The sequence below is a fragment of the Cellulomonas fimi genome, assembly GCF_028583725.1.
In the GTDB taxonomy this organism is placed as follows: Bacteria; Actinomycetota; Actinomycetes; order Actinomycetales; family Cellulomonadaceae; genus Cellulomonas; species Cellulomonas fimi_B.
Map to the genome: position 1 here is coordinate 3,701,942 of NZ_CP110680.1, position 26,549 is coordinate 3,728,490.

General features: G+C 75.4%; 27 protein-coding genes. 5 read left to right on the forward strand and 22 right to left on the reverse strand.

Annotated elements, in window-relative coordinates:
• Positions 1–66 precede the first annotated feature (66 nt).
• The 20 genes from OOT42_RS16655 to OOT42_RS16750 all read right to left on the reverse strand — a co-directional run bounded on the left by OOT42_RS16655 (position 67) and on the right by OOT42_RS16750 (position 17,499).
• On the reverse strand, positions 67–462 hold the full coding sequence (locus OOT42_RS16655; RefSeq protein WP_273652269.1) for a histidine kinase: 396 nt from the start codon (positions 460–462) through the stop codon (positions 67–69).
• A gap of 25 nt (positions 463–487) precedes the next feature.
• Positions 488–868 carry a sterol carrier family protein gene (locus tag OOT42_RS16660; RefSeq protein WP_273652270.1) on the reverse strand — a complete coding sequence of 127 codons (381 nt, stop codon included), beginning with the start codon at positions 866–868 and terminating at the stop codon, positions 488–490.
• Positions 869–982: 114 nt separating this feature from the next.
• Entirely contained in the window at positions 983–2,338 is a 1,356-nt protein-coding gene (locus OOT42_RS16665; RefSeq protein ID WP_273652271.1) for a glycoside hydrolase family 6 protein, read from the reverse strand.
• Positions 2,339–2,607: 269 nt separating this feature from the next.
• Positions 2,608–3,786, reverse strand: coding sequence for a flagellar hook protein FlgE (locus tag OOT42_RS16670; protein ID WP_273652272.1), 1,179 nt, complete (start codon positions 3,784–3,786; stop codon positions 2,608–2,610).
• Between the two features lie 36 nt (positions 3,787–3,822).
• Positions 3,823–4,269, reverse strand: a complete 447-nt coding sequence (locus OOT42_RS16675; protein ID WP_273652273.1) for a flagellar hook assembly protein FlgD — start codon at positions 4,267–4,269, stop codon at positions 3,823–3,825.
• Positions 4,270–4,369: 100 nt separating this feature from the next.
• Positions 4,370–5,845, reverse strand: a complete 1,476-nt coding sequence (locus OOT42_RS16680) for a flagellar hook-length control protein FliK (RefSeq protein WP_273652274.1) — start codon at positions 5,843–5,845, stop codon at positions 4,370–4,372.
• The gene (locus tag OOT42_RS16685; protein WP_273652275.1) at positions 5,842–6,585 is read right to left on the reverse strand and encodes a C40 family peptidase; all 744 of its coding nucleotides are present in this window, start codon (positions 6,583–6,585) and stop codon (positions 5,842–5,844) included. Before OOT42_RS16685 ends, OOT42_RS16680 begins: the two co-directional genes overlap by 4 nt.
• The gene (locus tag OOT42_RS16690) at positions 6,582–7,007 is read right to left on the reverse strand and encodes a flagellar export protein FliJ (RefSeq protein WP_273652276.1); all 426 of its coding nucleotides are present in this window, start codon (positions 7,005–7,007) and stop codon (positions 6,582–6,584) included. Before OOT42_RS16690 ends, OOT42_RS16685 begins: the two co-directional genes overlap by 4 nt.
• On the reverse strand, positions 7,004–8,311 hold the full coding sequence (locus OOT42_RS16695; RefSeq protein ID WP_273654874.1) for a FliI/YscN family ATPase: 1,308 nt from the start codon (positions 8,309–8,311) through the stop codon (positions 7,004–7,006). The genes OOT42_RS16690 and OOT42_RS16695 overlap by 4 nt, the downstream gene beginning before the upstream one ends.
• A 92-nt stretch (positions 8,312–8,403) precedes the next feature.
• Positions 8,404–9,234, reverse strand: coding sequence for a FliH/SctL family protein (locus OOT42_RS16700; RefSeq protein WP_273652277.1), 831 nt, complete (start codon positions 9,232–9,234; stop codon positions 8,404–8,406).
• The gene (fliG, locus tag OOT42_RS16705; protein WP_273652278.1) at positions 9,227–10,228 is read right to left on the reverse strand and encodes a flagellar motor switch protein FliG; all 1,002 of its coding nucleotides are present in this window, start codon (positions 10,226–10,228) and stop codon (positions 9,227–9,229) included. Before fliG ends, OOT42_RS16700 begins: the two co-directional genes overlap by 8 nt.
• Complete coding sequence (gene fliF / locus OOT42_RS16710; protein WP_273652279.1) at positions 10,228–11,838, reverse strand: flagellar basal-body MS-ring/collar protein FliF; 1,611 nt, start codon at positions 11,836–11,838, stop codon at positions 10,228–10,230. Before fliF ends, fliG begins: the two co-directional genes overlap by 1 nt.
• A complete protein-coding gene (gene fliE / locus OOT42_RS16715) occupies positions 11,838–12,146 on the reverse strand; it encodes a flagellar hook-basal body complex protein FliE (RefSeq protein WP_124344291.1) in 309 nt (102 codons plus the stop codon). Before fliE ends, fliF begins: the two co-directional genes overlap by 1 nt.
• On the reverse strand, positions 12,146–12,544 hold the full coding sequence (flgC, locus tag OOT42_RS16720; protein WP_124344292.1) for a flagellar basal body rod protein FlgC: 399 nt from the start codon (positions 12,542–12,544) through the stop codon (positions 12,146–12,148). Before flgC ends, fliE begins: the two co-directional genes overlap by 1 nt.
• Entirely contained in the window at positions 12,544–12,891 is a 348-nt protein-coding gene (locus OOT42_RS16725) for a flagellar basal body rod protein FlgB (protein WP_273652280.1), read from the reverse strand. Before OOT42_RS16725 ends, flgC begins: the two co-directional genes overlap by 1 nt.
• 135 nt (positions 12,892–13,026) lie before the next feature.
• Positions 13,027–13,383 (reverse strand): hypothetical protein, encoded by a 357-nt coding sequence (locus tag OOT42_RS16730; protein WP_273652281.1) that lies wholly within the window; start codon positions 13,381–13,383, stop codon positions 13,027–13,029.
• A 1-nt stretch (position 13,384) separates the two neighbouring features.
• The gene (gene fliS, locus OOT42_RS16735) at positions 13,385–13,828 is read right to left on the reverse strand and encodes a flagellar export chaperone FliS (protein ID WP_273652282.1); all 444 of its coding nucleotides are present in this window, start codon (positions 13,826–13,828) and stop codon (positions 13,385–13,387) included.
• A gap of 23 nt (positions 13,829–13,851) precedes the next feature.
• On the reverse strand, positions 13,852–15,210 hold the full coding sequence (gene fliD / locus OOT42_RS16740) for a flagellar filament capping protein FliD (protein ID WP_273652283.1): 1,359 nt from the start codon (positions 15,208–15,210) through the stop codon (positions 13,852–13,854).
• Positions 15,211–15,359: 149 nt separating this feature from the next.
• Positions 15,360–16,469: a flagellin gene (locus OOT42_RS16745; protein WP_273652284.1), complete on the reverse strand. Its 1,110-nt coding sequence runs from the start codon at positions 16,467–16,469 to the stop codon at positions 15,360–15,362.
• A gap of 139 nt (positions 16,470–16,608) precedes the next feature.
• Positions 16,609–17,499, reverse strand: coding sequence for a sigma-70 family RNA polymerase sigma factor (locus OOT42_RS16750; protein WP_273652285.1), 891 nt, complete (start codon positions 17,497–17,499; stop codon positions 16,609–16,611).
• A 380-nt stretch (positions 17,500–17,879) separates the two neighbouring features.
• Here OOT42_RS16750 and flgN point away from each other — a divergent pair, with 380 nt between their 5' ends.
• The 5 genes from flgN (at position 17,880) to OOT42_RS16775 (ending at position 22,461) form a co-directional block, all read left to right on the forward strand.
• The gene (flgN, locus tag OOT42_RS16755; protein WP_273652286.1) at positions 17,880–18,359 is read left to right on the forward strand and encodes a flagellar export chaperone FlgN; all 480 of its coding nucleotides are present in this window, start codon (positions 17,880–17,882) and stop codon (positions 18,357–18,359) included.
• Positions 18,360–18,374: 15 nt separating this feature from the next.
• On the forward strand, positions 18,375–19,802 hold the full coding sequence (gene flgK / locus OOT42_RS16760) for a flagellar hook-associated protein FlgK (RefSeq protein ID WP_273652287.1): 1,428 nt from the start codon (positions 18,375–18,377) through the stop codon (positions 19,800–19,802).
• 4 nt (positions 19,803–19,806) lie between these two features.
• Positions 19,807–20,688, forward strand: coding sequence for a flagellar hook-associated protein FlgL (flgL, locus tag OOT42_RS16765; protein WP_273652288.1), 882 nt, complete (start codon positions 19,807–19,809; stop codon positions 20,686–20,688).
• On the forward strand, positions 20,685–21,113 hold the full coding sequence (locus OOT42_RS16770; protein ID WP_273652289.1) for a flagellar assembly protein FliW: 429 nt from the start codon (positions 20,685–20,687) through the stop codon (positions 21,111–21,113). Before flgL ends, OOT42_RS16770 begins: the two co-directional genes overlap by 4 nt.
• 133 nt (positions 21,114–21,246) lie before the next feature.
• Positions 21,247–22,461, forward strand: a complete 1,215-nt coding sequence (locus OOT42_RS16775) for an EAL and HDOD domain-containing protein (protein ID WP_273652290.1) — start codon at positions 21,247–21,249, stop codon at positions 22,459–22,461.
• 93 nt (positions 22,462–22,554) lie between these two features.
• On the opposite strand, the gene OOT42_RS16780 is transcribed toward OOT42_RS16775, so the two are convergent.
• Both OOT42_RS16780 and OOT42_RS16785 read right to left on the reverse strand, forming a co-directional pair.
• A complete protein-coding gene (locus OOT42_RS16780; RefSeq protein ID WP_273652291.1) occupies positions 22,555–25,650 on the reverse strand; it encodes a sacsin N-terminal ATP-binding-like domain-containing protein in 3,096 nt (1,031 codons plus the stop codon).
• Positions 25,647–26,549: a DUF3027 domain-containing protein gene (locus OOT42_RS16785; RefSeq protein ID WP_273652292.1), complete on the reverse strand. Its 903-nt coding sequence runs from the start codon at positions 26,547–26,549 to the stop codon at positions 25,647–25,649. The genes OOT42_RS16780 and OOT42_RS16785 overlap by 4 nt, the downstream gene beginning before the upstream one ends.

Sequence of the window (26,549 nt, forward strand, 5' to 3'; positions counted from 1 at the left end):
GCGCCGCCCGCAGGCGCGCCCGGCGTCCGGACACGCGGCCCGGCGCGCCCGGGCACACGGGCCCGGTCAGCGGCGCCGGGCGTGCGGGTCGCGCGAGCGGCGGTCGGCGAGAACGGCCAGCGCACCGCCGACGAAGCCCCCGAGGACGCCGAGGCCGACGGCCGTCACCGTGCGGACCGCCCCCTCGCCTTCGAGGAACCAGATGAACCCGGTCCCGTCGGCGATCCACTCGACCCCGGGGGCCTTGAGCACCGCGACCAGGACGAGGCCGACGACGATGCCGACGATCGCGCCGGCGGCGATGAAGACGCTGAACTTCGGCGCGCGGCGCACGGTCGCCGGGCGCGCCGTCGCGAGGAGCTCCGCCTCCGACGGGACCGGGCTCTCGGCGGCGGGCGTCACGGACGGGTCCGGCGTGGGCCGGTCCGCGGGGTCCGCGGGGGTGGGGGCGGTCGACGACACCCCGCGATCCTAGGTCAGCGGCCCGTCAGCCACGGCGGCGGGCGGCCTGGAGCGGCAGCCACGCGGACAGGTCGGCGCGCTCCCCCGACGCCCGCACGGCACCGGCCGCGACGGCGTCCGCCCAGGTCGTCGCGCCCGTCACGAGCGCGAGCCACGTGCCCGGGTCGGTCTCGACGACGTTCGGCGGGGTGCCGCGGGTGTGACGAGGACCCTCGACGGCCTGGACCGCGCCGTCGGGCGGGACGCGCACCTCGACGGCGTTCCCGGGCGCGACGTCGGCGAGCTCCTCGAGCGTGAACCGCACCGCCGTCCGCCGGGCCGCGACCGGCACGGCCGCGGGGTCGGCGCGCCACACGTCGAGCGCGGCGCGTCCGTCGTCGGGAGAGGTCCGTCGTCGGGGAGGCACCCGCCCATCCTCCCCTGCCGTGCACCGCGCGGGCGCGCCCGGGCACGGACGAGCCCCGCGGACGAGGGTGGTCCGCGGGGCTCGTCGGGGGGCCCGCTCAGGCGGGTCGCCGGCTCACCACTTGGCGTTGCGCGCGAGCTCCAGGGCGATCTCCTGCCACCACTGGCCCGCGGCGGGGCCACCGTTGCACGAGCCGTCGGACTCGCCGGGCAGCTTGACCCACAGGAGCGCGACGAGGCCGGAGCCGTCGTTGACGTACGTGGGCTTCTCGCCGAGCGCGCGACCGCGCGGGTTGCACCACTCGCCGTTCGAGCCGTTGCCGTTGCGCGAGGTGTCGATGACGAAGCCCTTGCCGCCGAGGCGCTGCGAGATCTGCTGGCCGTACGACTTGCTCGCGGCGGTCGTCTGGTAGTTCGACGTGTTGAGCGCGAAGCCCACGGCGTACTCGAAGCCGACCTGGTTGAGCCGGTTGACCGCCGTGTCGACCGACAGCCACGCGGAGTGGCCGGCGTCGATGTAGACCTTCGCGCCCTTGAGCGTCAGCGACTTCGCCGCGTACTTGAGGAAGCCGATCCGGTCGCCCTGGCCGGAGCAGTCGCCGAGCTGCGCGAGCGCGTCGGGCTCGAGGACGACGATCGGGTTGCCCTTGATGCCCTGCGCGATGGTGTCGATCCAGCGCGCGTACTCGGACTCGGCGACGCCGCCGCCCGAGTGGGAGCCGCAGTCACGGCCCGGGATGGCGTAGACGACGAGCGTCGGCGTCTTGCCGGCGGCCACGGCACGGCCGGTGTAGTCGGCGACCTCGGCCTGCGCCTTCGACGCCTCGGTCCAGTTGCCGACCCAGTACGACTGCGGCGTGAGGGCGATCTTCGCGAGCAGCGTCTTGTCGGTGCCCGACGCGGCCTGCCACGCCTTGTAGGACTGGTTCGCCGTGTCGACGTAGAAGCTGCCCGAGGGCTGCGGCGTGACCGTCGGCGTCGGGGTCGGGGTCGGGGTCGGCGTCACGGTGGGCGTCGGCGTCTGGGTCGGGGTGACCGTCGGCGTCGACGTCGGGACCGTCCCGCCGGTGCACGTGGTGCCGTTGAGGCTGAACGACGTCGGGACGGGGTTCGAGCCGCTCCACGAGCCGTTGAACCCGAACGACGTCGTGCCGCCGGTCCCGATCTGGCCGTTCCACGACACGTTGGTGACGGACACCTGCGAGCCGTTGGTCGTGACGTTGCCGTTCCAGAGCTGGGTGACCTTCTGGCCGGCGGCGTACGTCCAGTCGAGCTTCCACGACGACACCGGGTCGCCGAGGTTGGTGATCGTGACGTTGGCGCCGAAGCCGCTCTGCCACTGGTTCGTCACGTCGTAGCTCACGCGGCAGCCGGCGGCGGCCTGGGCGGCGCTGGCCGTGACGGCGGTGAGACCGCCGACGGCGACGGCCGCGGCAGCGAGGAGCGCGGCGGCGGATCTGCGGGTGGACATGCGGGGTGCTCCCTGGTGTCTCGGCTGGCTCGGGGTCCTGACGAGGAAACCCGACGTCACGGGGCCGGCGCGAGCGGATGCGGAGCACCTAATCGCTTAAGTACGGCGGGTCGGGGCTCGATGCGCTTCGACCACGCGCTTCGACGTCGGCGTCGACGCCGCGCTGAGACCCGCGCCGAGGTCCGCACCGAGGTCCGTGCTGACGCCCGCCGGACAGCACGACGGCCCCGCACCGTGGAGGTGTGCGGGGCCGTCGCGCGGGTCGCGGGTCAGCGCTTGAGGTTGACCAGCTCCTGCAGGACCTCGTCCGACGTCGTGATGACGCGGCTGTTCGCCTGGAACCCGCGCTGGGCGATGATCAGGCTGGTGAACTCGCTGGACAGGTCGACGTTCGACATCTCCAGCGCGCCGCCGGCCAGCGTGCCGCGGCCTCCCGTGCCCGCCGCGCCGACCTGCGCGTCGCCCGAGTTGACCGACGTGCGGAACAGCGAGCCGCCCGCCTTCTCCAGGCCCGACGGGTTGGTGAACGAGCCGATCGCCAGCCGGCCGATCGTCTGCTTGAGGCCGTTCGAGAACGCGCCCGTGATGGTGCCGTCGGCGCCCAGCGCGAACGACTGCAGGACGCCGGCCGCCTGGCCGTTCTGGGTGCGCGCCTTGACCGAGTCGATGCCCGAGAAGCCGGTGATCGTCGACAGGTCGACCGCGACGCCGCCGACCGTGACCGTCGTCGGCGTCGTGAGCGCGCCCGCCGCGGTGAACGTCATCGCGCCCGCGTTGACCGTCGCCGTCCCGTCGGTCGCCGTGAGCGACCAGCCCGTCGCGGACTTGGTGAACGTGAGCTCGAGCTCGCGCGCCGCGCCCGTCGCGTCGTAGACGTCGATCGTGCGGTTGATCGTCGTGCCGTCCGCCGCGTCCGCGTCGAGGTTGCCCTCGTACGCCGCCGTCGACGTCGCGACCGCGGGCATGAGCGTGCCGGCCGGGACGCGCAGGTCGACGAGCGGGCCGTTCGTGTCGACGACGCCGTTCACCGCCGCCCAGCCCTGCACGAGCGCCCCCTCGCCCGGGAGCACCATCTGGCCGGTCGCGTCGAAGTCGAACGACCCGGCGCGCGTGTAGTACGACTCGTTGCCCTTGCGGACCACGAAGAACCCGTCGCCCTGGATCATCATGTCGGTGCTGCGGCCCGTCATCTGCGACGCACCCTGCGTGAAGTTCGTCGTGATGCCCGCGACGCGCACGCCCAGGCCGACCTGCGCCGGGTTCGTGCCGCCGACGCCGTCCTGCGCGCCCGCACCGTTCTGGAGCATCTGGCTGAGCGTGTCCTGGAACTGCGTCTGCGACGCCTTGAAGCCCGTCGTGTTGACGTTGGCGATGTTGTTGCCCGTGACGTCGAGCTGGGTCTGGTGGGCGCGCAGACCGGAGATGCCGGAGAAGAGCGAGCGGAGCATGGCGGTGGTTCCTTTCGGCAGGGGTGCTGCGCGGGGTCAGGCGGTGGTGGCGGGAGCGCCGGAGGCGGGGGTGGCGGAGGTGACCGCCGAGACCGCGTCGAGGGTGACGTCCGTGTCACCGACCTTCACGGTGGGCACAGGGCCCGCGTAGGACACGGCGGTGACGACGCCCGACTGCTCGGCTCCGTCCGCGTCGGTCCAGGTGATCTGCTGCCCGACGAGCTGGGCTGCCGACATCCGCATCTGCAGCGCGAACGACTCACGCTGCGTGTCGGCCAGGGCGACCAGCGACTCCATCGTGGAGAGCTGGGTCGTCTGGGTCATGAGCTGCGAGGAGTCCATCGGGGCCGACGGGTCCTGGTTGCGCAGCTGGGCGACGAGCAGGTCGAGGAACGCCTGCTTGTCGAGCTCCTTGGTGGCCTTCGAGCCCGACGTGTCCGCCGTGCGGCTCGTCGCGCCGAGGAACGAGACGTCGATGCTCATGGTGTCTCCTGCGGGGTGCGGGGTCGGGGGCGGGTGCCGGGGTCGTGGGGGGCGGGTCGGGGCGGCGGTCCCGGTGGGGCGCCGTGTCGCCCGGGCCGGGTCACAGGTCGACGTCCAGACCGGACGACGCGCGGCGCGGGCCGCTGCTCGACGCGGACGGTCCGGCGTCGGCGCCGCCCACGGCCGCGCGACCCGTCCGGGCCTCCGCGGGCGTGCGGGCCGCCCCCGGGTCCGGGCGGTCCGACGGCGCGTCGCCGCCGACCCCGACCTGCACGTCGAGACCGCCGAGGTCGCGGCTGAGGTCGCGGCGCAGGTCCGCGAGCGCGCCGCGCAGCGCCTCGCGCGACGCCTCCGTGCCGCCGACGAGCTCGACGCGGACCTGGTCGGCCGCGATGTGCGCGACGACGCGGACCGGGCCGAGGTGCTCCGGGTCGACCGGGACGGTGAGGACGTGCCGCCCGTGGCCGAGGCCGCCGAGCGCCGTGAGCCGCGCGCCGAGCTGCTCGGCGAACGGTGCCGGTGCCGGGCTGCCCGGGCTCGCCGCCGCGTGGGCGGGGGTGGCCGGCGTCGTCGACGTGGTGGGCGCGGCCGTCGTCTGGCCCGTGAGCGCGGCGGCGAACGTCGTCGCGCCCGCCGGGGTCGCGCTCGTGGCGGTCTCGCCCGGGGCGGTCGCCGCGCGGGCGGGGTCGCCGGCGGGCGTGGCAGCGGACCCCGGGGCGTCGGGCCGCGCACCGGCCGCCGACGCCGGGGCGCCGGTGGCGCCGGTCGGGACGGTCGACGTCGCCGGTGTCGCGGGGCTCGTCGGGGCGGTCCCGGTCCCCGGGACGGTCGCGCCGGGTGCCGTGGTGGTCGTCGTGGTCCCGGCCGTGCCCGTGGCACCGGTGCCGTCGCCGCCGTCCGTGGCGTCCGCGACGCCTGCCGGCGCGGCGGGTGTCGCGCCGAGGACGAGCGCGTCGGGACCCGGTGTCGCGGCCGTGCCCGTGAGGCCCGCCGCGGTGCCGGCGGGGGTGCCGGCAGCGGTCGCGACCGCGTCGCCGGTCAGGGCCGTCGGGGTGCCCGCGGCGACGGCGGCGAGCACCGTGGCGGCGGGGACGACGGTGGTCGCAGCGGCGAGCGGTGCGTCCGGGACGGGGGTCGTCGCGGGCGTCGGCGCGGCGGCGGTCGCGGCCTCGGCGGTCGCGTTCGGGTCGGTCGTCGTCGGGTCGGTCGTCGTCGGGTCGCCCGCGGCGGCGGCGCCCGGCTCGCGCAGGGGGTCGACAGCGTCGGGGCGTGCGGAGCCGTCGGTGGCGGGGCGGCCCGCCGCACGGTCGGTGCGACCGGCGCGGTCGGCACGGTCGCCCGCGGCACGGTCGGCACGGTCGGCCGGACGCCCGGCACGGTCCGCCGGGCGGTCGGCGACGCGGCCCGTCGAGGTACCGCGCACGTCGTCGCGTGCCGGTCCGGAGCGCACGTCGCGGGCCTGGACCGCGTCGAAGGTGCGGGCGAACGCGTCACCCGCACCCGGCACGGCGGCGGGGCCGGTCCCGCGCGACGTGCGCGCGGCGGCCGTGGTCACGGAGGGGGTCGTGGCGGTCACGAGGCCACCCCCAGCGCGCTCGCGAGGCCGGCCACGGACGACGGGTCCCGCGTGCCGGACAGCGACGCGAGGAGCTCCATCGCGGCCCGCTGGCTCGCGGCCGTGGCGGACGCGCCGCCGCTGCCACCGAGCGCGGCGACACCAGCCGACACGGTCGTCGGCTGCTCCTGGGGGAGGATGCGGCGGATCGCCGTGGGCGTCGTGTAGACGTCCCGCACGACGACGTGCGCGCCCGGCTTGGGTGCGTCGACCATCTTGCCGTCGCCCACGTAGATGCCGATGTGCGTGCCGCCGCCGAAGACGACGAGGTCACCGGGCAGCGCCTGGTCGAGGGACGCGACGGGCTCGCCCATCCGCTGCTGGTCGCGCGCGACGCGCGGGACGTCGCGGACGCCGACGTCGGCGAGCGCGCGGACCACGAGGCCCGAGCAGTCGAGGCCGCCCTCGTCGAGCGACTCGCCGCCCCACACGTAGGGGACGCCGACGTACTTCTGCGCGGCGGCGACGAACGACTGCCCCGTCGCCCCGCCGGTGGTACCGGACGCGGGGGCCGGGCCGGACGCGCCGGAGAGCGACGCGAGGAGCGTCTGGAAGTCGTCACCGGTCGTCGTGGCGACCGCGGCGGACGCGGTGGACACCGTGGCCGCCGTCGTCGTCGGCGCGGACGTGCGCGGCGGCGCGACGAGCGACCGCAGCTCGGCCATGCGTGCCTGCACGGTCGCGATCCCGTCGAGCGTCATGCGTCCTCCCGTCCGGCGCGGCGGCCCGCGACCTCGTCGAGCACGACCTGCTCGGCGTGCAGCTCCTCGGCGCGGACGGTGGCGTCGTGCCGCTCCTCCAGCCGCTCGACGGCGCGCGCGTCGCGGCGGGCGGCGACCCAGACGTCGGTCCGCTCGTCGGTGTGCGCCTGGGCCGCGACGACCCGCTCGCCGTGCTCCTCGAGCAGCGCGACGAGCGACGCGCGCGACGCGACCGACGCGCGGAAGGCCAGGTCGTCGGCCATGTCGGGCAGCGTGGAACCGGTGAGGCGCTCGCGCGTCTCGCGGGCGCGGTCGGCGGCGGCCTGCTCGGCGCGACGGGCCGCGGCGAGCTCGCCGGCGGCGCGCTCCTCCGCGAGGGCGCGCACGCGCAGCAGGCCGGCGAGCGGGAAGGAGCGGGTCATGCGACGTCCCCCAGCTGCTGGACGAGCGCGGACAGGTGCGACCACGCCTGCGCGGACGGGACGACGTCGTCGATGTCCTGCCGCAGGAACGCGTCGATCGCGCGGCCGTGCGTCACGGCGGCGTCGACGAGCGGGTTCGAGCCGGCGACGTACGCGCCGACGTCGAGCAGGTCCTGCGCCTGGCGGCGGGCGGCCATGACGGCGCGCAGCCGGCGCGCGGCGTCGCGCTGCTCGGGGGTCGTGACGCGCGACGCGACGCGGCTGATCGAGCCGAGGGCATCGACGCTCGGGAAGTGCCCGGCGACGGCGAGGCGGCGGTCGAGGACGACGTGCCCGTCGAGGATCGAGCGCGCGGCGTCGGCGATGGGCTCGTTGTGGTCGTCGCCGTCGACGAGGACCGTGTAGAGGCCGGTGACGGACCCGGTCGCACCGGTCCCGGCGCGCTCCAGGAGCTGCGCGAGCAGCGCGAACGTCGACGGCGGGTAGCCGCGGGTCGCGGGCGGCTCGCCGACGGAGAGGCCGATCTCGCGCTGCGCCATCGCGACGCGCGTGAGCGAGTCCATCATGAGGACCGCGTGCCGGCCCTCGTCGCGCAGCTGCTCGGCGATCCGGGTCGCGAGGAACGCGGAGCGCAGGCGGACGAGCGGCGGCTCGTCGGAGGTCGCGATGACGACGACCGAGCGGGCCAGCCCCTCGGGACCGAGGTCGTCCTCGAGGAACTCGCGGACCTCGCGCCCGCGCTCGCCCACGAGCGCGATGACGGACACCTCGGCGTCGGTCCCGCGCGCGACCATCGACAGCAGGCTCGACTTGCCGACGCCGGACCCGGCGAACAGGCCGAGCCGCTGGCCGCGGCCGACGGTGACGAGGGTGTCGAGCACGCGGACGCCCAGGTCGAGCGGCTCCTCGACGCGGCTGCGCTCGAGCGGGTGCGGCGCGCGGCCGTCGAGCGGCACCCACGCCTGCGCCCGCAGCGGGCCCTTGCCGTCGATGGGGCGACCGAGCCCGTCGAGCACGCGTCCGAGCAGGCCGGGCCCGACCGGCACGCGCAGCGGCTCGTGGAGCGGGCGGGCCGGGATGCCGGCGCGCAGTCCCGTGGTCGGGCCGAGGGGCATGCACCGGGCGGTCGCGCCGGCGGTCGCGACGACCTCCGCGAGGACGTCGTCGCCGACGCGCACGAGCTCGCCCACCGCGGCACCCGTCCCGACGACCTCGATCGTCAGGCCGACGACCGTGCGCACCGTGCCGACCCGCTCGGGGGCGGCGGCGGCGAGCACGCGGTGCCACGCGGGGGCACCGAGCACGGGGGCGGCACCGTGCGCGGGGGCGGGTCCGCGCGCGGGGGCGCCGGGCGCGGTCGCGCGGACGGGGGCGACGGGCGCGTCGAGGGTCGCCGTCACGCCTGCTCCAGGGCGGCGCGCGCGCGGGCCAGCGCGGTCGTGACGCGGGCGTCGAGGTACCCGTCGGGCAGCTCGGCGACCGCGTCGCCGGGCACGAGCGTGGCGTCCGCGACGAGGGTCACGGTCGCGGGCAGCGTGGGGGCAGGGCCGGCCGTCGCGTCCGTCACGGCGTCGACGGCCGCGAGGTCGTCGGGGTGCATCCGGACCGTGACGGGCTCGGCCGCGTCGACCCGGGCGAGCACGCGGGCGAGCGCGGCACGGGCCCCCTGCGCGTGGTCCGTGAGCTCGACGCCCAGGACCGCGGTGGCGAGGTCGAGCGCGGCCACGTGCAGGAGGTGCTCGACGTCCGCGACGACGGGCACGGTCCGGGCCGCGGCGGCCGAGGCGGCGACCTGCAGCGCGTCGAGGGCACGGTCGAGCGCGACCTGCGCGGCGACGCGGCGCTCCTCGGCGGCCGCGCGGACGCGCACCGACTCCTCCTGCGCGACGCGCGCGGCCTCGCGGGCACCGGCCGCGTAGCCGGCGGCGAACCCCTCGGCGCGTGCGGCCTCCGACGCGGCGCGGTCGATCACCGGGGCGGCGGTGGCGGCGGCCGCGAGCGGAGACGGCGTGAACAGCACCGGCTCGGCGGTCGGCCGGGTGGCGACCGAGGCCGCCGCCGCACCGGCCGGGGCGAACGCGGTCGACGTGACCGGCACGCCGGTGACGGCCGGGAGCGCGGCGGCGACGACGGCCCGCGCGGGGGCGGGCGCGGCCGGCTCCGCGGCGGGTGTCGCGGAGCCGTCCGGGGTGGGACGCGGCGTGGGGACGAATCCGAGGTCAGGCAACGAGCTCGTCCTCCGCGTCGCGCCGGATCACGATCTGGCCGCTCTCCTCCAGGCGACGGATCACCTGGACGATGGCCGCGCGCGCGTCCTCGACGAGCGAGAGGCGCACGGGGCCGAGCAGCTCGATCTCCTCCAGCAGGTTCTCCCGCGCCCGCTCGGACAGGTTCCGCATGACGGTCTCGCGGACCCCGTCGCTGACGCCCTTGAGCGCGACGGACAGCTGGGCGGTCTCGACCTGGCGCAGCACGAGCTGCATCGCGCGGTCCTCGAGCAGCGTGATGTCCGCGAACACGAACATGCGGCTGCGGACCTCCTCCGCGAGCTCCTCGTCACGTGCGGCCAGGCCCTCGAGGATGACCTTCTCGGTGCCGGGGTCGGCGCGGTTGATGATCTCGACGAGCGGCTGGACGCCGCCGACCGCGGCGAAGTCGTTGGCCTGCAGGACGCTCGACGCCTTGCGCTGCAGCGTCTCCGCGATGACCTGCACGACGTCCGGCGACGCGCGCTCCATGAGCGCGATGCGGTGCGCGATGTCCGCCTGCAGCTCGGGGTCGAGGCCCGCGAGGATGATGCCCGCGTGGTCGGGCTTGAGGTGCGCGAGCACGAGCGCGATGGCCTGCGGGTGCTCGCTCGACAGCAGCGAGACGACCTGGCGCGCGTCGGCGTGCTGGAGGAACTCGAACGGCTGCCCCTGCATCGTCGTCTGGAGGCGCTCGAGCACGTCGGCGGCCTGCTCGGCGCCGAGCGACGCGACCAGCAGGTGCTGCGCGAGACCCATGCCGCCGCCGACGCCGGGTCCGACGACGGACACGGCGTGGAACTCCTCGAGGACCTCGTCGGCGAGCCGCTGGTCGACGCGCTCGAGCCGCAGGATCTCGGCGGTGAGCTCCTCGATCTCGGACACGTCGAGCTGCGCCATGACGCGCGCCGCCCGGTCGCGTCCGAGCTGCAGCAGCAGCATGGCCGCCTTCTGGGTGCCGGTGAGCGGGGCCATCAGCGGCGTCCCGCCGGGGTCGCGGTGCCGAGCCAGCCGCGCAGGAGGTCCGCGACCTCCTGCGGCTGCTCGTCGGCGAGCGCGGAGATCTCGGCACGCTTGCGCGACACCGGGTCGGGCTCGGTGGGCAGCGGGCCGGCCGGCAGCTCGGGCAGGGCGTCCTCGGGGAGGCCCTCGAGCGCGAGGCGCGTGTCGTCGTCGAGGACCGGCTGGAGCGCGCCCAGGTCGATCGCCGTGCGGCGGGCCTTGCGCGAGCGCCGCGTCATGCCGATCGCGACCGCCAGCAGCAGCGCGAGCACGACAGCGCCGATCGCGGCCTGCTGGATGAGCGACCGCTGCTCGGCGGCCTTCGCGGCGGCGTCCGCCGCGGCGAGCGCCTCGCCCGCGGCCTCGGCCTGCGTCGTGTCGAACGGCACGGCCTGGACGGCGACGGTGTCGCCGCGCTCCGCGTCGATGCCCGCGGCGGCCGCGATCGTGTCGCGCAGCTCCGCGAGGTCGATCGGCGCTGCGGCCTTCTCGTCCAGCACGACCGCGACGGACTGCCGCTCGATCGCGCCCGGGCCCTGCTGCACGCGCTCGGTGGTCTTGTTGACGGCGTTGGTGCGGTCCTCGGTCGTCGACTCGTACGAGCCGGACCCGTCCGCCCCGTCGCCGCCCGGCACCTGGATGTTGTCCGGGCCGAGCACGCCGGCGGCACCCGACGCGGCCCCGCCCTCGTACTTCTCGGTCGTCGTCGAGGACGCGAGCGGCGGGGTGTCGGGCGTCGCCGCGAACTCCTCGGTGGTCCGGTCGGTCTGGCTCTGGTCGACCTCGGCGGTCACCGTGACGGCGGACTTCCCGGGGCCGACGACGCGGTCGAGCAGCGCCTGCACCGACGCGGCGACGCGCGCCTCGTAGTCGCTCGCCTGCTGTCCGCCGAGGCCGCCCGTCGTGCCGGTGCCGACCGCGGACAGGACCTCGCCCGTCGAGTCGACGACGGCCACGTCGGTGGGCTTCATGCCGTCGATGCCGGCGGAGACGAGGTGCACGATCGCCTGCACCTGGTCGACGGACAGCGACGTGCCGGGACGGGTGCGGACGAACACCGACGCGGTCGGGTCGGCCTTCTCGGAGACGAACACCGAGTCCTCGGGCAGCGCGAGCTTCACGGTCGCGGACTCGACGCCGTCGATCGCGCCGATCGTGCGGGCGAGCTCGCCCTCGAGCGCGCGCTGGTACGTCGTCTGCTGCTGGAACTCGCTCGACGTCATGGGCATCTCGTCGAGCAGCGAGTAGCCGCCGCCGTCCGCGTTCGTCGGCAGGCCGGCCGCCGCGAGCTTGATGCGCTGGTCGTAGAGCGACTTCTCGGGGACCAGGACCGTCGAGCCGCCGTCGGCGAGCTGGTACTGCACGCCGTCCGCGGTGAGCTGGTCGACGACCGCGGAGGCGTCCGCCCCGGACAGGCCCGTGAACAGCGGGCTCAGCGTCGGGCGCGACAGCCACGTGGAGAGCGCGAACGCGCCCAGCACGAGCACGGCGACGCCGATGATCGCGAGCGTGCGCTGCGCGAGCGAGAACTGCTTGACGGCCCCCGTGAGACGGTCCACGGCGGCCTGCACCTGGGCGGGCATCAGGCCTGCATCCTCATGATCTCGGTGAACGCCTCGACGGCCTTGTTGCGCACGGCCGCCGTGAGCTCGAGCGCGGTCGACGCCTGCGCGGACGCGATCGTGTAGTCGTGCACGTCGTCGAGGTCACCCGTGACGGCACGCACGGCGAGCTCGTTCGACGTCGACTGCAGCTGCTGCAGGTTCTCGATCGAGCCGAGGATGCCGGCGAACTGCGCACCGGCGGCCGGGTCGGCGGCGGTCGCGGCGCGCGTCGCGTCGAGCGCACCGGTGGGGAGCACCCCCGTCACGGGGGTCACGGCGAAGGTCATCACTGCCGTCCGATCTGCAGGGCCGCCTGGTAGGTCTCGCGCGCCCGGTCCACGACCGTGGCGTTCGCCTGGTAGCCGCGCTGGGCCATGATCAGCTGGGTCATCTGGCTCGACATGTCGATGTCGGGGTACCGGACGTAGCCGTCCTCGTCGGCCAGCGGGTTCGACGGCTCGTACACGAGGCGGCCCTCGGCGCTGCCCTCGACGATGCCGGCGACCTGCACGCCCTGGTTCTCCCCCGCGCTCTCCGCGGCGACGACGTACTTGGCGCGGAACGCGTCCTCCGACGTGGGCCGGACGGTGTTGAGGTTCGCGAGGTTGTCGCTCACGGCGTCGAGCCACTTGCGGTGGACGGTCAGGCCCGTGGAGGCGATCCCGATCGCTCCGAAGATCGTCATCAGCTGGTCCTCATGGCGGTGCGGACGGACGAGAACTGGCCCGAGACCGCCTGGGTCGCGAGCTGGTAGCGCAGGTTGGTGTCGATGTTGAGCAGCGTCTCGGCGTCGAGGTTGACGTTGTTGCCGTCCTCGCGGGTGGGCTCGAGCGACCGGTGCGTCGTCGCCTGCACGGCACCGTCGCCGTGCGCGACCGCGCGGGTCAGCTCGTCCTCGAACCGCACGCGACGGGCCTGGAACCCGGGGGTCTGGATGTTCGCGACGTTGTCGGCGATGGCGCGCTGGCGCAGCGCGAGGCCGTCGAGCGCGCTGTTGAGCGCGACGGAGCTCACGGAGTCGAACAGACCCATGACAGGTACACCTCTCCCGAGGACGGGTGGGGCGGCCGATCCGTGGCCTGTTGCGTGAGCGAATCCTTGCTCACTCCCCCCATCGACCGGGCCTCCAGGCCGATGAGAGGTTTCAGGACTGGCGAACGGGTGACATCACGCCTGGGCGTCGACGTACACGGGGAGGTCGGGGCGACCGGGGCGCAGCGCGTCGGCCGCGACGAGGTGGCGGCGGCTGCGCACGAGCGCCTCCGCGGTGCGGCGGGCGACGTCGAGCTGGCGGTCGAGCAGCGCCTGGCCGCGCGCCTCCAGCGAGACGGGCAGGGCACCCAGGTCGCGCGGCGGCTGCCAGACGGCGGACCGCGCGACGTCCTCGACCGACGCGAGGTGGGCCGTGCGGAGCAGCTCCTCCGCGGCGGCGACGTCGACCTCGAGCGCGTCGAGCGCGCGGACCCACGCGGCGTGGAAGTCCGTCGCGGGCGTGCCGGCCGCGCCGGCCGCCGGGGCGAGCATGTCAGCCGACGCCGAGCAGGCCGACCGCGGTCGCGGTCTCCAGCGCGGGCGCGTCCGCCGGGGTGGGGACCGGCACGTGCGCGAGCGAGCGCGCCGCCTCGTGCCAGGCCTCCGCGAGCGGCTCGATGAGCGCGCGGCAGGACGTCGTGAGCTCGACGTCCCCGCGCGACCCGGCGCGGATCAGCTCGCCCAGCAGGAACCGGTAGATCGCCATGAGCTGCGGCCCGCCGTCCCAGGCGTCCTCGTCGAGGCTGACGATGAGCTCGGCGACGATCTCCTGCGCGTGCTGCAGGTGGCCGCGGCCCGTGACGACGTCGCCGGCCTCGAACGACTCGACCGCGCGGTCGACGTCGACCAGCATCCGGTCGTAGAGCATCGTGAGCAGGCGCGCGGGTCCGACCGTGGCGACCGCGTCGGCCACGTACCGCGAGCGGATGTCAGGCATGAGGGACGACCTTCCGGTGGGCGTCAGGAGCTCGAGGACGCGGACAGGGACGAGAGCTGGCCGGCGAGCCAGCTCGACTGCGACTGCAGGTTGGACAGCGTGACCTCGAGCGCGGAGTACGTCTTCTGCAGGCCCTCGCGGCGCAGCTCGAGACGCCGGTCCCACGCGTCGATCTGGGTGCCGAGGCTCTTGACGAGGTCCTGCTGGCCCGTGATCTTGCGCGTCAGCGTGCCGTCGACCTTGTCGGAGGCCTCGCCCGCGACGTCCGCGACCCGCTGCGCGAGGCCCGAGACGACCCTCTGGACCTTGTCCGGGTCGGCGGTGAGCGCGGCCTGGAACTTCTTCTCGTCGAACGTGAAGGTGCCGTCGCGGCCGATCGTGATGCCGACCTCGGACGGGGACACGCCGTCGACGGGGTACGACGCGGCGGACTGGAGCTGCTGCCGGAGCCCGCGGACGGCGGAGTCGCCGCTGAACAGGCCGCCGGAGATCACCGTCCGGCCGTCGCTGTCGGTCGTCGTCGACGTCGCCGTGCGGGACGTGATCTCGGACAGCACGACGCCCAGCGAGCCGACGAGCCCGGAGGCGAGCGACGTGAGCGCCGCGGTGTCCCGGCTGACGGTCAGCGTGACCGGGTCGGCCTCGACCTTGGAGACCGTGATCGACGTCCCGGCGAGGACGTCGGAGAACGTGTTGGTGGACGACGTGACCGTCTGCTCGGCGCCCGCGATGCCGGCCCACAGGGTGATCTCGGCGTCCTTCGCGGCGCGCGTCTCGGTGAGCGCGACCGCGGTCGCGGTGCTGCCCTCGACCTCGGCCTTCGTCCCGGCGAAGACCTCGAACGCGTGGGCCTCGCCCGACTCGGCGGAGGTGAGCTGCAGGCGCGTCGTGCCGCCCGCCGTGACGGCGACCGCGTTGACGCCGGCCTTCGACGCGGTGATCGCGCGCGCGGTGGCGGCGGCGTCCGCGCCGACGACGACCTCGGTGAGGGTGCCGTCGGGGGCCTTGAAGGTGAGGGTGCTGCCGGCGGCGGGGAGCGTGCCGTAGGCCGGGGTCAGGGAGACCTGGCTCGCGGCGAGCGCGTCGACCCGGAAGGTCAGCTCGGTGGGCGTGCTGCCCGTGGTCGTCGTCGCGGTGACGGACGTCGCGGACGCGGTCGCCTTCGTCGCTCCCCACGAGGTCGCGGTGGCGGCCTTGGTCGCGGCGTCCTTGAGCGACGACACCTTGGTGTTGAGCGACTGCAGCGCGGTGACGAGGCTCGTGGTCGCGGTCTGCTTGGACTTCAGCAGCGCCTGCGGCGCGGCCTCGACCTGCATGAGCTGGTTGATGAGGTCGGTCGTCTGGAGTCCGGAGACCAGGCCGTCGATGCCCATCGTCGCCATGCGTCGTCGCTCCGCTCGTCGTCGGGCCCGTCGGGCCCGGGGGGTCGTGCTCGTGCTGAGGCGCCGGTGGCGGGCGGCTGGTGGGCCGCCCGCCACCGGAGCGCTCTAGGTGGTGGCCGTCCCCGGTCGGGGGGTGGTCACCGGGTGGATCACCGCAGGAGGGACAGGACGCCCTGGGGGATCTGGTTGGCCTGCGCGAGCATCGCCGTGCCGGCCTGCGACAGGATCTGCGCGCGGGTGAAGGAGACCATCTCCGACGCCATGTCGGTGTCGCGGATGCGGGACTCCGACGCGGACAGGTTCTCGACCGAGACGTTGATGTTCTTGATCGTGTGCTCGAACCGGTTCTGCAGCGCACCGAGGTTGGCACGAGCGGTCGACACGTCGCCGATCTGCTGGTCGATCGTGTTGATCGCGGCCTGCGCGCCGGTGTGCGACGAGAAGTCGAGCGCACCCGCCGCACCGGTGCCGGCGGACGTGCCGGTGCCGGTCACGGTGACCGCGGAGGACGAGTTCTTCGACGTGACGACGAGCTGGCCGTTCGTGTTCACCGCCGCGTTGAAGTTGGCGGCGAAGCCCGAGTCGCTGTTGAGCGTCGTCGCGAGGTCGCCCGCGGTGCGGGTCGCGTCGACCGCACCCGTCGCGACCGTCACGTCCACGCCGTCCTGCGAGAAGACGACGTCACCGGTCACGGTGGCGGCGTCGACCGCACCCGTGAGGGCGTAGCGGCCCGTGGTGAGCGCGTCCGCCACGGCCGTCACGTCGGCCGACGAGAGGTCGACGGCGATCCGGCTGTTGAGGTCGCCGTCCGCGCCGACCTGGAAGTTCAGCGTGCCCGCGCCGTTGAGGAGCTTGGTGCCGTTGAAGTTCGTGGCGTCGGCGATGCGGCTGAGCTCCTCGCGGAGCTGCGTGGCCTCGGCGTTGATGTTGGTCCGCGCCTCGGCGTTGTTCGAGTCGTTCGCCGCCTGCACGCCCAGGTCGCGCATGCGCTGCAGGATGGAGTGGACCTCGGTCAGGGCGCCCTCAGCCGTCTGCACGACCGAGATGCCGTCCTGGGCGTTGCGCGCCGCGACCTTGAGGCCGCCGACCTGCGAACGCAGACCCTCGGAGATGGCCAGACCGGCCGCGTCGTCCGCCGCACGGTTGATGCGGAAGCCCGACGACAGCTTCTCGAGCGACTTGCCGAGGTCGTTCTGGGTGTTCGAGAGGTTGCGGTAGGCGTTGACCGCGGCGATGTTCTGGTTGATCGAGAGACCCATGGTTCTCTTCCTCCTTGATTCGGGTCCTGAGCGGCCCATCCGTGGGCACACCCTGCAGATCGGCGGGTCCGGGCGGTCGGTGAGGGATTGTGTCGAGGAATTTCTCGACGTCCCCCGGCCGGCGCCCGGCCGCCGAGGATCAGGCGCCGCGCAGACGCGCCGCGACGGGGGTCCCGTCGGGCGCGGCGACGACGTCGCGCTGGGTCGGCACGCCCGACAGCCGGTCGGCGGTCGGGATCGACGTGACGAGCGCGGCGCGCGCGGCGACGGCGGCGAAGTAGGACTGACGGCGGCGCTCGGCGACGCCGTCGGCGCGCTCGGGCGCGGGCACGAGGTCGGGGTCGAGGCCGGCGTTCATGCCGTCACGCAGCAGGCCGAGGGCCTCGGTGCGGAGCTGGCTGATGCGCGACTGCGTGACGCCGAGCTCGGCGGCGAGGTCGGCGACGCTGCGGTCCTGGAGGAACAGGCCCTCGATCACGGTGCGCAGGCGGTCGGGCAGCGTGACGACGGCGGCGCGCAGCCAGCGGTGGCGCTCGTCGGCGAGGACGCTCTCCTCGGGCGTGGGCTCGCGGTCGACGACGAGGTCGGCGACGGTGCCCTCGGTCGCGTCCATCGACAGGACGCGACGCTCGGCGTCGCGGGTCGCGTCGTCGACGGCCCGGACGTCGACGCCCATGGCGTGCGCGAGCTCCTCGCGCGTCGGCTTGCGCTTGAGCACGCTCGTGAGCCGCTCGGTGGTCGCGGCGAGCTCGCGGACGCGCTGCCGGGCGCCGCGCGACGCCCAGTCCATCGACCGCAGCTCGTCGACGAGCGCGCCCTTGATGCGCAGCGACGCGTAGCGGGCGAACGGCACCCCGGTGGCCGGGTCGTACGCCTGGGCGGCGAGCACCAGCGCGAGGCTGCCGGCCGACGCGAGCTCGTCGCGCGACACGGTCGGGGGGACGCGGTGCAGCATCTCGCTGACCGCGTACCCGACGAGGGGCAGGTGCGTCGTGACGAGCTCGTCGGTCGCCGCTGTGTTGTTGCTCACCTGCACTCGTTCGGCCCAGGTGCCAGCACCCTTGAGTCACGTTTCACGCTTCACCCATGACTGGACGCGCGTTCAGGTCGAGGGCCGTCCCATTCGCCCCGGCGAGTCCTGGGGAAACGTTTCACGACGACGTTTGACCAGGTCGGCATGTGACGTGCATCACACTCGAATGGTCGCGCGGGAGTTTTCGGACGCTTCCCGGCGCACCGGACGCGCGCGTCCGGAACCGCTTCGACGACACGCCCGTCACCTTCCTGTGTGACAGCGCTCCCACCACCGTCCAGGCGATCTGCCGCGAACTCGTCACAATCGCCCGACCCGTGCCGATGGAGGGTGCAGACGCCCGACGGACCCCGCCGGGCAGGACCTGGAGGACACCCATGCCCCTCAACGGGCTCTCCGACGCACTGTGGCAGCAGCGCAACCTGCTCGAGCTCCTCCTCTTCAAGCTCGAGGAGGAGCAGCTGATCCTCACCAGCGGACGCTCCCGCTGGCTCGGTCACGCGACCCGTGAGGTCGAGACCGTCCTCGACGAGATCCGCACGGCCGAGCTCGGGCGCGCGCTCGCCGCCGAGCTCGCCGCCGTCACGCTCGGGCTGCCCGGCGAGGCCAGCCTCGCCGAGATCGCCGCCGCCGCCCCCGCCCCCTGGGACGACCTGCTGCGCGCGCACCGCGACGCCTTCGCGTCGCTCGCCGCCGAGATCGGCCAGCTGTCCGACGGCAACCGCGAGCTCCTCGCGCTCTCCCACCGCGCCACGCAGGAGACGCTCGCGACGCTGCAGGACGTCCACACGTACACGGGCGCGGGCACGACCGCGGCGGCCGCACCCGCCGCCCGCCTCGTCGACCGCACCCTCTGAGGAGACCCCCACCGCATGAGCACCTTCTCCGGCCTCGGCACCGCGCTGAGCTCCCTGATCGCGCAGCGGCAGGCCCTCGACGTCGCGGGGCAGAACGTCGCCAACGCCAACACCGTCGGGTACACGCGGCAGCGCGCGTCGCTGTCCGCGCTGCCCGCCGCGAACGTCCCCTCGATGTTCTCCGTCAACAACGGCGCCGGCGAGGGCGTCCGCGTCACCGGGATCGAGCGGCTCGGCGACGTGTTCCTCGACCTGCGGCTGCGCACCCAGACCGCCGGCGCGTCCTACCTGTCGGCACGCGCCGAGGCGTACGGCGTGCTCGAGAAGAGCCTCGGCGAGCCCGGTGAGACGGGCCTCGCGAGCCAGCTCGCCACGATGTGGGGCGCCTGGTCCGACCTGTCCAACACGCCCGACAAGAACGCGGCCCGCGCGGTCGTCCTGCAGGACTCGAAGGCCGTCGCCGACCGCATCGCGAGCCTCTACTCGTCCGTCCAGACGCAGTGGACGCAGGCCCGCACCACGACCGCCGGGCTCGTCGAGCAGGTCAACACCACGGCCGCCGGCGTCGCCGACCTCAACGCGCGGATCCTCGAGATCACCAACGGAGGCGGCACCGCCAACGAGCTCATGGACCGCCGCGACCAGCTCGTCACGCAGCTCTCGTCGCTCGTCGGCGCGTCCGCCACGACCCGGGAGAACGGGCAGGTCGACGTCCTCGTCGGGGGCAACGCGCTCGTCTCCGGCAAGCGCGTCCACGAGCTCGCCGTCACCGGCGCCGCGTCCTTCGCGCAGGCCACCGCCGGCCAGGCGGTCAGCGTCGTCTGGGCCGAGCGACCCACGCAGAGCGCGGGCCTCGACGGCGGCCGCGTCGCCGGGCTGCTGTCCGTGCTCGCCCCGCCCGACGCGACCGGCACCGGCGGCATGCTCACCGAGGCCGCCGCACGCTACGACGCGCTCGCGACGACCCTCGCGACCCAGGTCAACGCGCTGCACGGCAGCGCGGTCACCGTCGACGGGCGCACCACCGGCGACTTCTGGACGTTCCAGGCGGGCCGGCCCGCCGCGCTCGGCCTCACCGTCGCCATCACGTCCGCCGCCGACGTCGCCGTCGCCGACCCGACCAAGGGCGCCCTCGACGGCACGGTCGGCGACGCGATCGCCGCGCTCAAGACCAGCGAGACCGGGCCCGACGCGCACTGGTCGTCGACCGTCGTCGACCTCGGCGTGCGCGCGTCGAGCGCGACGTCGCGCGCCAAGGTCGCCGAGTCCGCGCGCGTCACCGCCGAGCAGCAGCAGCTCGCCGCGACCAGCGTGGACACCGACGAGGAGACCGTGAACATGCTCGCCTTCCAGCGGGCCTACGAGGGTGCCGCGCGCGTCCTCACCGCCGTCGACCAGATGCTCGACGTGCTCATCAACAAGACCGGCCTCGTCGGAAGGTGACGCGATGATCCCCCGGGTGACGCACCTGACAGTCCAGCGGCAGACGCTGGCGAACCTGCAGGGCAACCTCACGTCGATGGCCGACCTGCAGGCGCAGCTGTCGAGCGGCAAGAAGATCACCGTGCCGTCCGACGACCCCGCCGGGGCGTCCGACGTGCTCCGCCTGCGCGGCGAGCAGCGGGCGCTCACGCAGTACGCCCGCAACGCGACCGACGGCGACTCGTGGCTCACGACCGTCGACTCGGCGCTGCAGTCGTCGCTCGCGGCCATGCGCCGGGCGCGCGACCTCACCATCCAGGGCGGCAACGGCGGCCTCGGGCCGACGTCGCGCGAAGCCCTCGCCGCGGAGATCGAGGGCGTCCGCGACGGCCTCATGGACCAGGCCAACGCGTCGTACGCCGGCCGCACCGTCTTCGCCGGCACGTCCGACGCCGGGCGCGCGTTCCGGCCCGACTACACCTGGACCGGCACGGCGGGTGCGTCCGTCGACCGCCGCGTCGGGGACGCCACGACGGTCCGCGTCGACGCCGACGGGTCCGCCGTCTTCGGCGAGGGCGCGACGTCCGTCTTCGCGCTCCTCGACGAGGTCGCGGCGACGCTGCGCTCCGGCGGTGACGCCCCGCAGCACCTCGCCGCGATCGACGCCCGGATGGACGCGATGCTCACCGAGCTCTCGTCCGTCGGTGCACGGCAGAACCAGGTCGGCTCCGCGCAGACCTCGATCGTGAGCAACCAGCTCACCACCAAGACGCAGCTGTCCGGGATCGAGGACATCGACCTGGCGCAGACGATCCTCGACATCCAGATGCAGGAGGTCGCCTACAACGGCGCGCTCGGCGCCGCTGCGAAGGTCCTCCAGCCGAGCCTGATGGACTTCCTCCGATGAACATCGCCCCCGCCACCGTGCCCGTCGCCGTCGCCGGCCACGTCCTCGACGTCCCCGGCGAGCTGCGGCTCGTCACCGCCCTCCCCGGCCTGCCCGGCCGCACCCGGTACGTGCTCGACGCGCTCGACGACACCGGCGTGCTGTTCGCGCTGCGGTCCGTCGACCCCGACGAGCGCGAGGTCCGCCTCTTCGTCGTCAGCCCGACGCTGTACTTCCCCGACTACCACCCGCGGATCCGCCCGGGCGTGCTCGGCGTCGACACCGACGCCGCCGACGTCGTCGTGCTCGTGGTCGTGCACCCCGGCGCCACGGGCGAGCCCCCGACCGCGAACCTCCTCGCGCCCGTGCTGATCGACCGGGCACGCGGCCTCGCCGTGCAGTCCGTGCTCGACGAGGACTGGCCGCTGCGCGCACCCGTCGGCTGACCTCGAGGCCCACGTCCGGACACCGCCACGGGTCCGGACGGGCGTCGTCGTCCCCGGCCCCTCAGATCGGCACGCCTCCTGCCGATAGGGGGACCAGCAGCACTTCGCACCTCGGAGGAGAGGGACGACCCGCATGTACCAGCTGGACCAGCCGCCTGCCCACGTCGGATCGGCGGTCGTCCACCGTCAGCCGATCGTGCACCCGGACCGGTCGGTGTTCGGGTACGCGGTCCGCGCGTCCGTCATGGCCCCGGACGGCTCCGTCGAGCCCGAGCAGCGCGTCGAGCACCTCGTCGAGGCCCAGTACCGGATCCTCGACCCGGACCTCCTCGCGGGCGACAAGCTGCTGATCCTGCGCGCGACCACGCGCGTGATGATGGGCGGCTACGACCTGCCCCCCGCCGGTGGCGGCGTCGTCGTCGAGATCCCCGGCCACATGACGTCCGGCGACGACGCGGTCGAGCAGGTCATCGCGCTCAAGCACATGGGCTACGGGCTCGCCCTCGGCGACTACACCGGCCTGCCCGCGCACGACGAGCTCCTCACGATCGTCGACTACGTGAAGATCGACGTCGCGGCGCAGCTCGACCGGCTCGACGACCTCGTCGCGCACGTGCACAAGTGCGGCGCCCACGTCATCGCCGAGCGCGCCGACTCCCGCGACCGCATCCACGCCGCGCTGTCCGCCGGGGCGGACCTGCTGCAGGGCCCCATGTTCGAGCGGCACCGCTCCGACTCCGGGCGCCAGCTGTCCGCGGGCGAGGTCCAGTGCTTCGAGCTCGTCCGCCTGCTCTCGGCCGAGTACCCCGACCAGGACGCCGTCGTGCACGTCGTCGAGTCCGACCCCGAGCTCACGATGCGCGTCCTGCACCTCGTGAACTCCAGCGCGAGCGGCGTGCGGCGGCGGATCGACTCCGTCCGGCAGGCCGTCGTGCTCGTCGGCCCCCGCCAGCTCAACGCGCTCGCGATGGCGTCGCTCGTCGACGCCCGCACCGCCGCCGTCGGTCCCCTCTGGTCCGTCCTCACCCGCGCGCTCACGTGCTCGCGGCTCGCGGGCACCGACTCCGGGTACGTCGTCGGGATGCTGTCCGCCGTCGCGTCGCACCTCAAGCTCTCGATCGACTCGATCATCGAGCGGTCCGGCGTGTCCGAGGCCATCGCCGACGCGCTGCGCGACCAGACCGGCCCCCTCGGTCCCGTGCTCGCCGCCGTGCTCGCGCACGAGGAGAACGACACCGCCGCCGTCGTCGCCGCCGGGTACGAGCCGATCGAGGTCGCGCACGTGCACCTCGCGGCCATCCCGGAGGCGCTCGCGACCGCGACGGCCCTGGCGACCGCGGCCGCCTGACGACCAGGCCGTCGGGCCGTCGGGGGGCCGTCGGGGCGTCCTGGCCGTCCGCCGGGCGGGGCGCCTGCGGGCGCACGGCTCACCGCGTGCCGGTCAGTCCGCGACGTCCCAGGCCGCGTCGAGCGCCACCTCCGCCGCGCGCGTCGGGTCGAGCAGCACCGTCTCGACCGCGAACCGCGCCGCCCACCGCCCGGACGCCTGCGCGAGCCCGGCCGCGAGCCCCGCGACGTGCACCGCGTGCACGACCGCGTCCGGGCCCGCGCCCTGCACCCACCAGTCCACCGGGGCGCCGTCGACCGTCAGGTCGTCGTGCTCGACCCACGTCGCGGGTGCGCCCGGCAGCAGCGCGCGCGCCTCGGCCGGCACGTCGACGACCTCGCCGTCGCCCCCGACCTCCCCCGCCGCGAGCTCGTCGACCAGCGGCAGGTCCAGCAGCTCCGCGGTGCGCGCCGTCCCGGGGACGACGGCCGCGACGTCCGTGCGCTGCCACCACATCGGCCGGTCCGCGACCGCCGCGTCCTCGGCGCGCACGACCGCGACGCGCCCCACGCCGACGAGCGCGGGCACCCGCTGCGGCGGAACGTCCGGCGTCGCCGCGCGCCACACCGCCGCCGCGACGCCCGGCTCGACCGCCGACCCCACCGGCCACGCGTCGAGCAGTGCCGTCCACGCCTGCTCGTCGACCTCCGCGAGCGTCGCGACGCCGCCGAGCGCGCGCTGCACGCCCACGTCGCAGGCCGCGAGCGCGTCCGGCGCGGGCGGGAGCAGCGCGGCGACCACCGGGTCGACCGCCCCGGCCTGCCCGTCGGCACCGCCGACCCCGCCCGCGCCGGTCGCGCCGCTCGCCGCGAACGGGCCTGTCGGAGCGAGCCCGGCGTGCGTCCGCAGCCACCACGCCGTGTACGACGGCGCCGTCGCGGCGCTCTCGCCGCGCACCCGCTCGACGAGCGCCCGGCGCAGCGCCGGCTCCCCGCCGATCCGCGCCAGCACCGCCGGCCACGCCCCGTCCGCGACCGCGTCCAGGTCCGCGACCGCCACCGCCTCCCCCACGTAGGCGCCCGGACCGAGCCGGTCCGCGAGGTGGTCGAGGTACTCCTCCCAGCCGTCGAGCGACTGCGCGGCCAGCACCCACGGGTCCGACGTGTCGTCGCCCAGCGAGGCCGCATCCGCCACGACGTGCCCCACCGGCACGACGACGAGGTCCGCGCGCACACCCGCCGCGACCAGCACGTCCGCACCCCACCGGTCCACGTCGTCGACCGACACGGGCGCCAGGACGCGGTCGTCCAGCAGCGCCGCCGCCGGACCGTCGGGCAGCACGAGCCCGTCCGCGGGCGTCGGCTCCCCGTCGGCCGCCGTCAGCGTGAGGAGCCCCAGCCACGGGCGGGCCTCGGGCGGCGGGCCGCCCGGCAGCGTCGCCGCGACCACCGTCAGCACCGCGTCCGTCACCTCCGCCGCCGCGTCGAGGTCGTCGTCGTCCGCCGCCGCGAGCACCGCCGCGCGCACCGCCGGTTGCGTCAGCAGCGCCTCCGCGTCCGCCTCGAACGCGCCCAGCCGCTGCAGCAGCGGGTGCTCCGCGGCCGGGTCGACGATCCGCAGCCCCCACCGGCCCAGCACGTCCAGCGCGTCCGCACCGAGCCGCTCCGCGAGGTCGCCGTCGAGCATCAGCGTCCCGCGCGCACCCCGCACGACCCGGCCGTCCGCGAGCGGCACCGGCAGCGCCCCGAGCGCCTCCCGCGTGCGCGAGTCGTCCGCGAGCCCCTCCAGCGCCGCGTACAGCTCGGGCCACGCCGCGTCCGCGACGGCCGGGAGGTCCTCGACGACGTCCGCGAGCGACCGGACCTCGACACCCAGCGTGCGCGCCTGCGCCTCACGCCCCGGCGGCAGCGCGACGAGCCCCGCGACCCGGCCGCCCAGCGCCGCGACCGCCTCGCCGCGACCGCCCTCGCCCTGCACGGCGACCGCGTCGCGCGGCGCGACCAGCGCGTCGCCGCCGTCCGGGTCCTCCTGCACCCCCGCGCGCCGCAGCAGCGGCGTCCGGGACAGCCGCTCGACCACCCGCGCGCGCAGGGCGCCGTCGAGCACCCCGTCCGCGAGCCCCGTCGGGACGAGCGCCAGGGCGTCCCCGTCGTCCGCCGCGACCCGGTGCGCGAGCGTCGCGTACACCTCCGCCGCGCGGTCGAGCAGCGCGTCCGTCAACGGGCCCGGTGCGACACGGCGACGCGTCGGGTCGAGCGGCAGCGTCGCCACGAGCAGCGCCGGCAGCGTCGACGGCTCGTCCGTGGGGGTCGGCGCGTGCACCACCCGCACACCCGGGTGCGGGCCCGAGCGGGGCAGCGCCCACGTGACGCGCCAGTCCCGCGCGGCCCGCTCCTCGACCGGCCGGTCCGCGAGCAGCGCGAGCGGCAGCTCGCCCTCCGCCGACGCCACCAGCCAGCGTCGTCCCACGTCCGCCACGCGCCGCGGCGGCTCGTCGGACGTCAGGTCCTCGACGACCACCTCGACCAGCGCCGGCAGCGCCAGCAGCAGCGCGTCGTCGACCGCCCGCAGCAGCCCGCGCACCTCGTCCGCCGCGACCTCGTCGCGCAGCTCCAGCACCACCGCCGTGTCGTACCCCGCGGGCGGCGACCCGTCCGCCGGCAGGGGCACCCGCAGCGCCGGCAGCGAACCGTCGCGACGCCGCACCTCGTCCGCGAGCGCCGGCACCCCCGCCGACGCCTCCGCCAGCAGCTCCGCCGTGTCCCGCAGGCTGAACCGCACGCCGCCCGTCGTCGACACCACCGACACCTCGTCGGACACCGCGCGCACCGCGGCGAACCCCACGCCGAAGCGCCCGACGACCCGCCGGTCCGGTGCGGTTCCGCCGTCGGGCCGCTTCGACGACGCCCGCATCGACGCGAGCGACGCGACACCCGCCTCGTCGAGCGGGGCACCCGTGTTCGCCGCGACCAGCACGAGCGTGCCGTCGTCCGCGCGTGCGAGCCGCAGCAGCAGGCGACCCTCGACCCCGGCCCGCGCCGCCGCGTCGGCGGCGTTCTGCGCGAGCTCGACCACCAGGCGGTCGCGGTAGTAGCCGCGCGCGTGGTCCTCCTCGGTGTTCGCGTCCTCCCGCAGGCGGGCCGGGGACGCGCGCCACGCCCCCAGCACGGCGGCGCGCAGGGCCGCGGTGCCGAGGGCGTCGAACGTCACTGCTCCGGGTCGGTCCCGGTCTCGGCCACCGGCGCGCCCTCGGGGGCGGCGTCCTCGGCGGGAGCGGAGTCGTCGGGGACGGCCGCGGACGACGCCGGGACGTCGGGCGTCGTCTCCGCGGGCTCGGCGGTGGGCTCCTGGGCACGCGCCGCGTGCGGCACGACCTCGACACGGGTCTCGTCGATGAGCGGGTCCGGCGCGGGCCAGTCGCTCGGCGGCGCGTCGGCGTCGGTCTCGGAGTGCGCGCCGCAGCCGTGGTCGAGGCTCACGACCTTGCCGTCGTCGGGCGACCACGCGTTCGCGCAGACGCCGAACACGGTGCCGAGCGACCCCTGGATCGGCACGAGGAACCCGCACGACGCGCACGCCGCGGACGACGCGAGCGCCCCGGCGGTCGTCGGGCCGTGCGAGCCGCGGTACCACCGCTCGGCGGCCTCGTCGCGCCCCTCGGGGGACAGCACGCGGACGCGTGCGAGGGCGAGCTCGTCGATCGCGACGGAGTCGAGCTCCTCGTCGCCGGTCGGCGTCCAGCCGGGCTCGAGGCGCGGGTCGTCGGCGCGGAACGGCAGCACGTCGCCGGGGCCGATGTCGCCCGGGCGCAGGCGGTCGGACCACGGCACCCACGTGGCGGCGAGGATCGCGTCGTCGCCGGGCAGCAGCTCGGCCTCGCACACCGTGGGCGTCCGGCCGCGCGGCACGCGCGCGACGGTGACGGTCCACTCCCAGCCGCGGTAGCCCTTGGCGAGGCACGCGAACCGGTGGGAGACGAGCCGCTCCCCCTCGACGACGTGGCCGAGGTGCTCCCCGACGTCCGCCGGGTCCTCGGCGATGCCGACCGCGACCTCGCGGGCCAGGTCGACGGCGTTGCCGAGGACGGCGTCCTTCGTGGCGACGGCCAT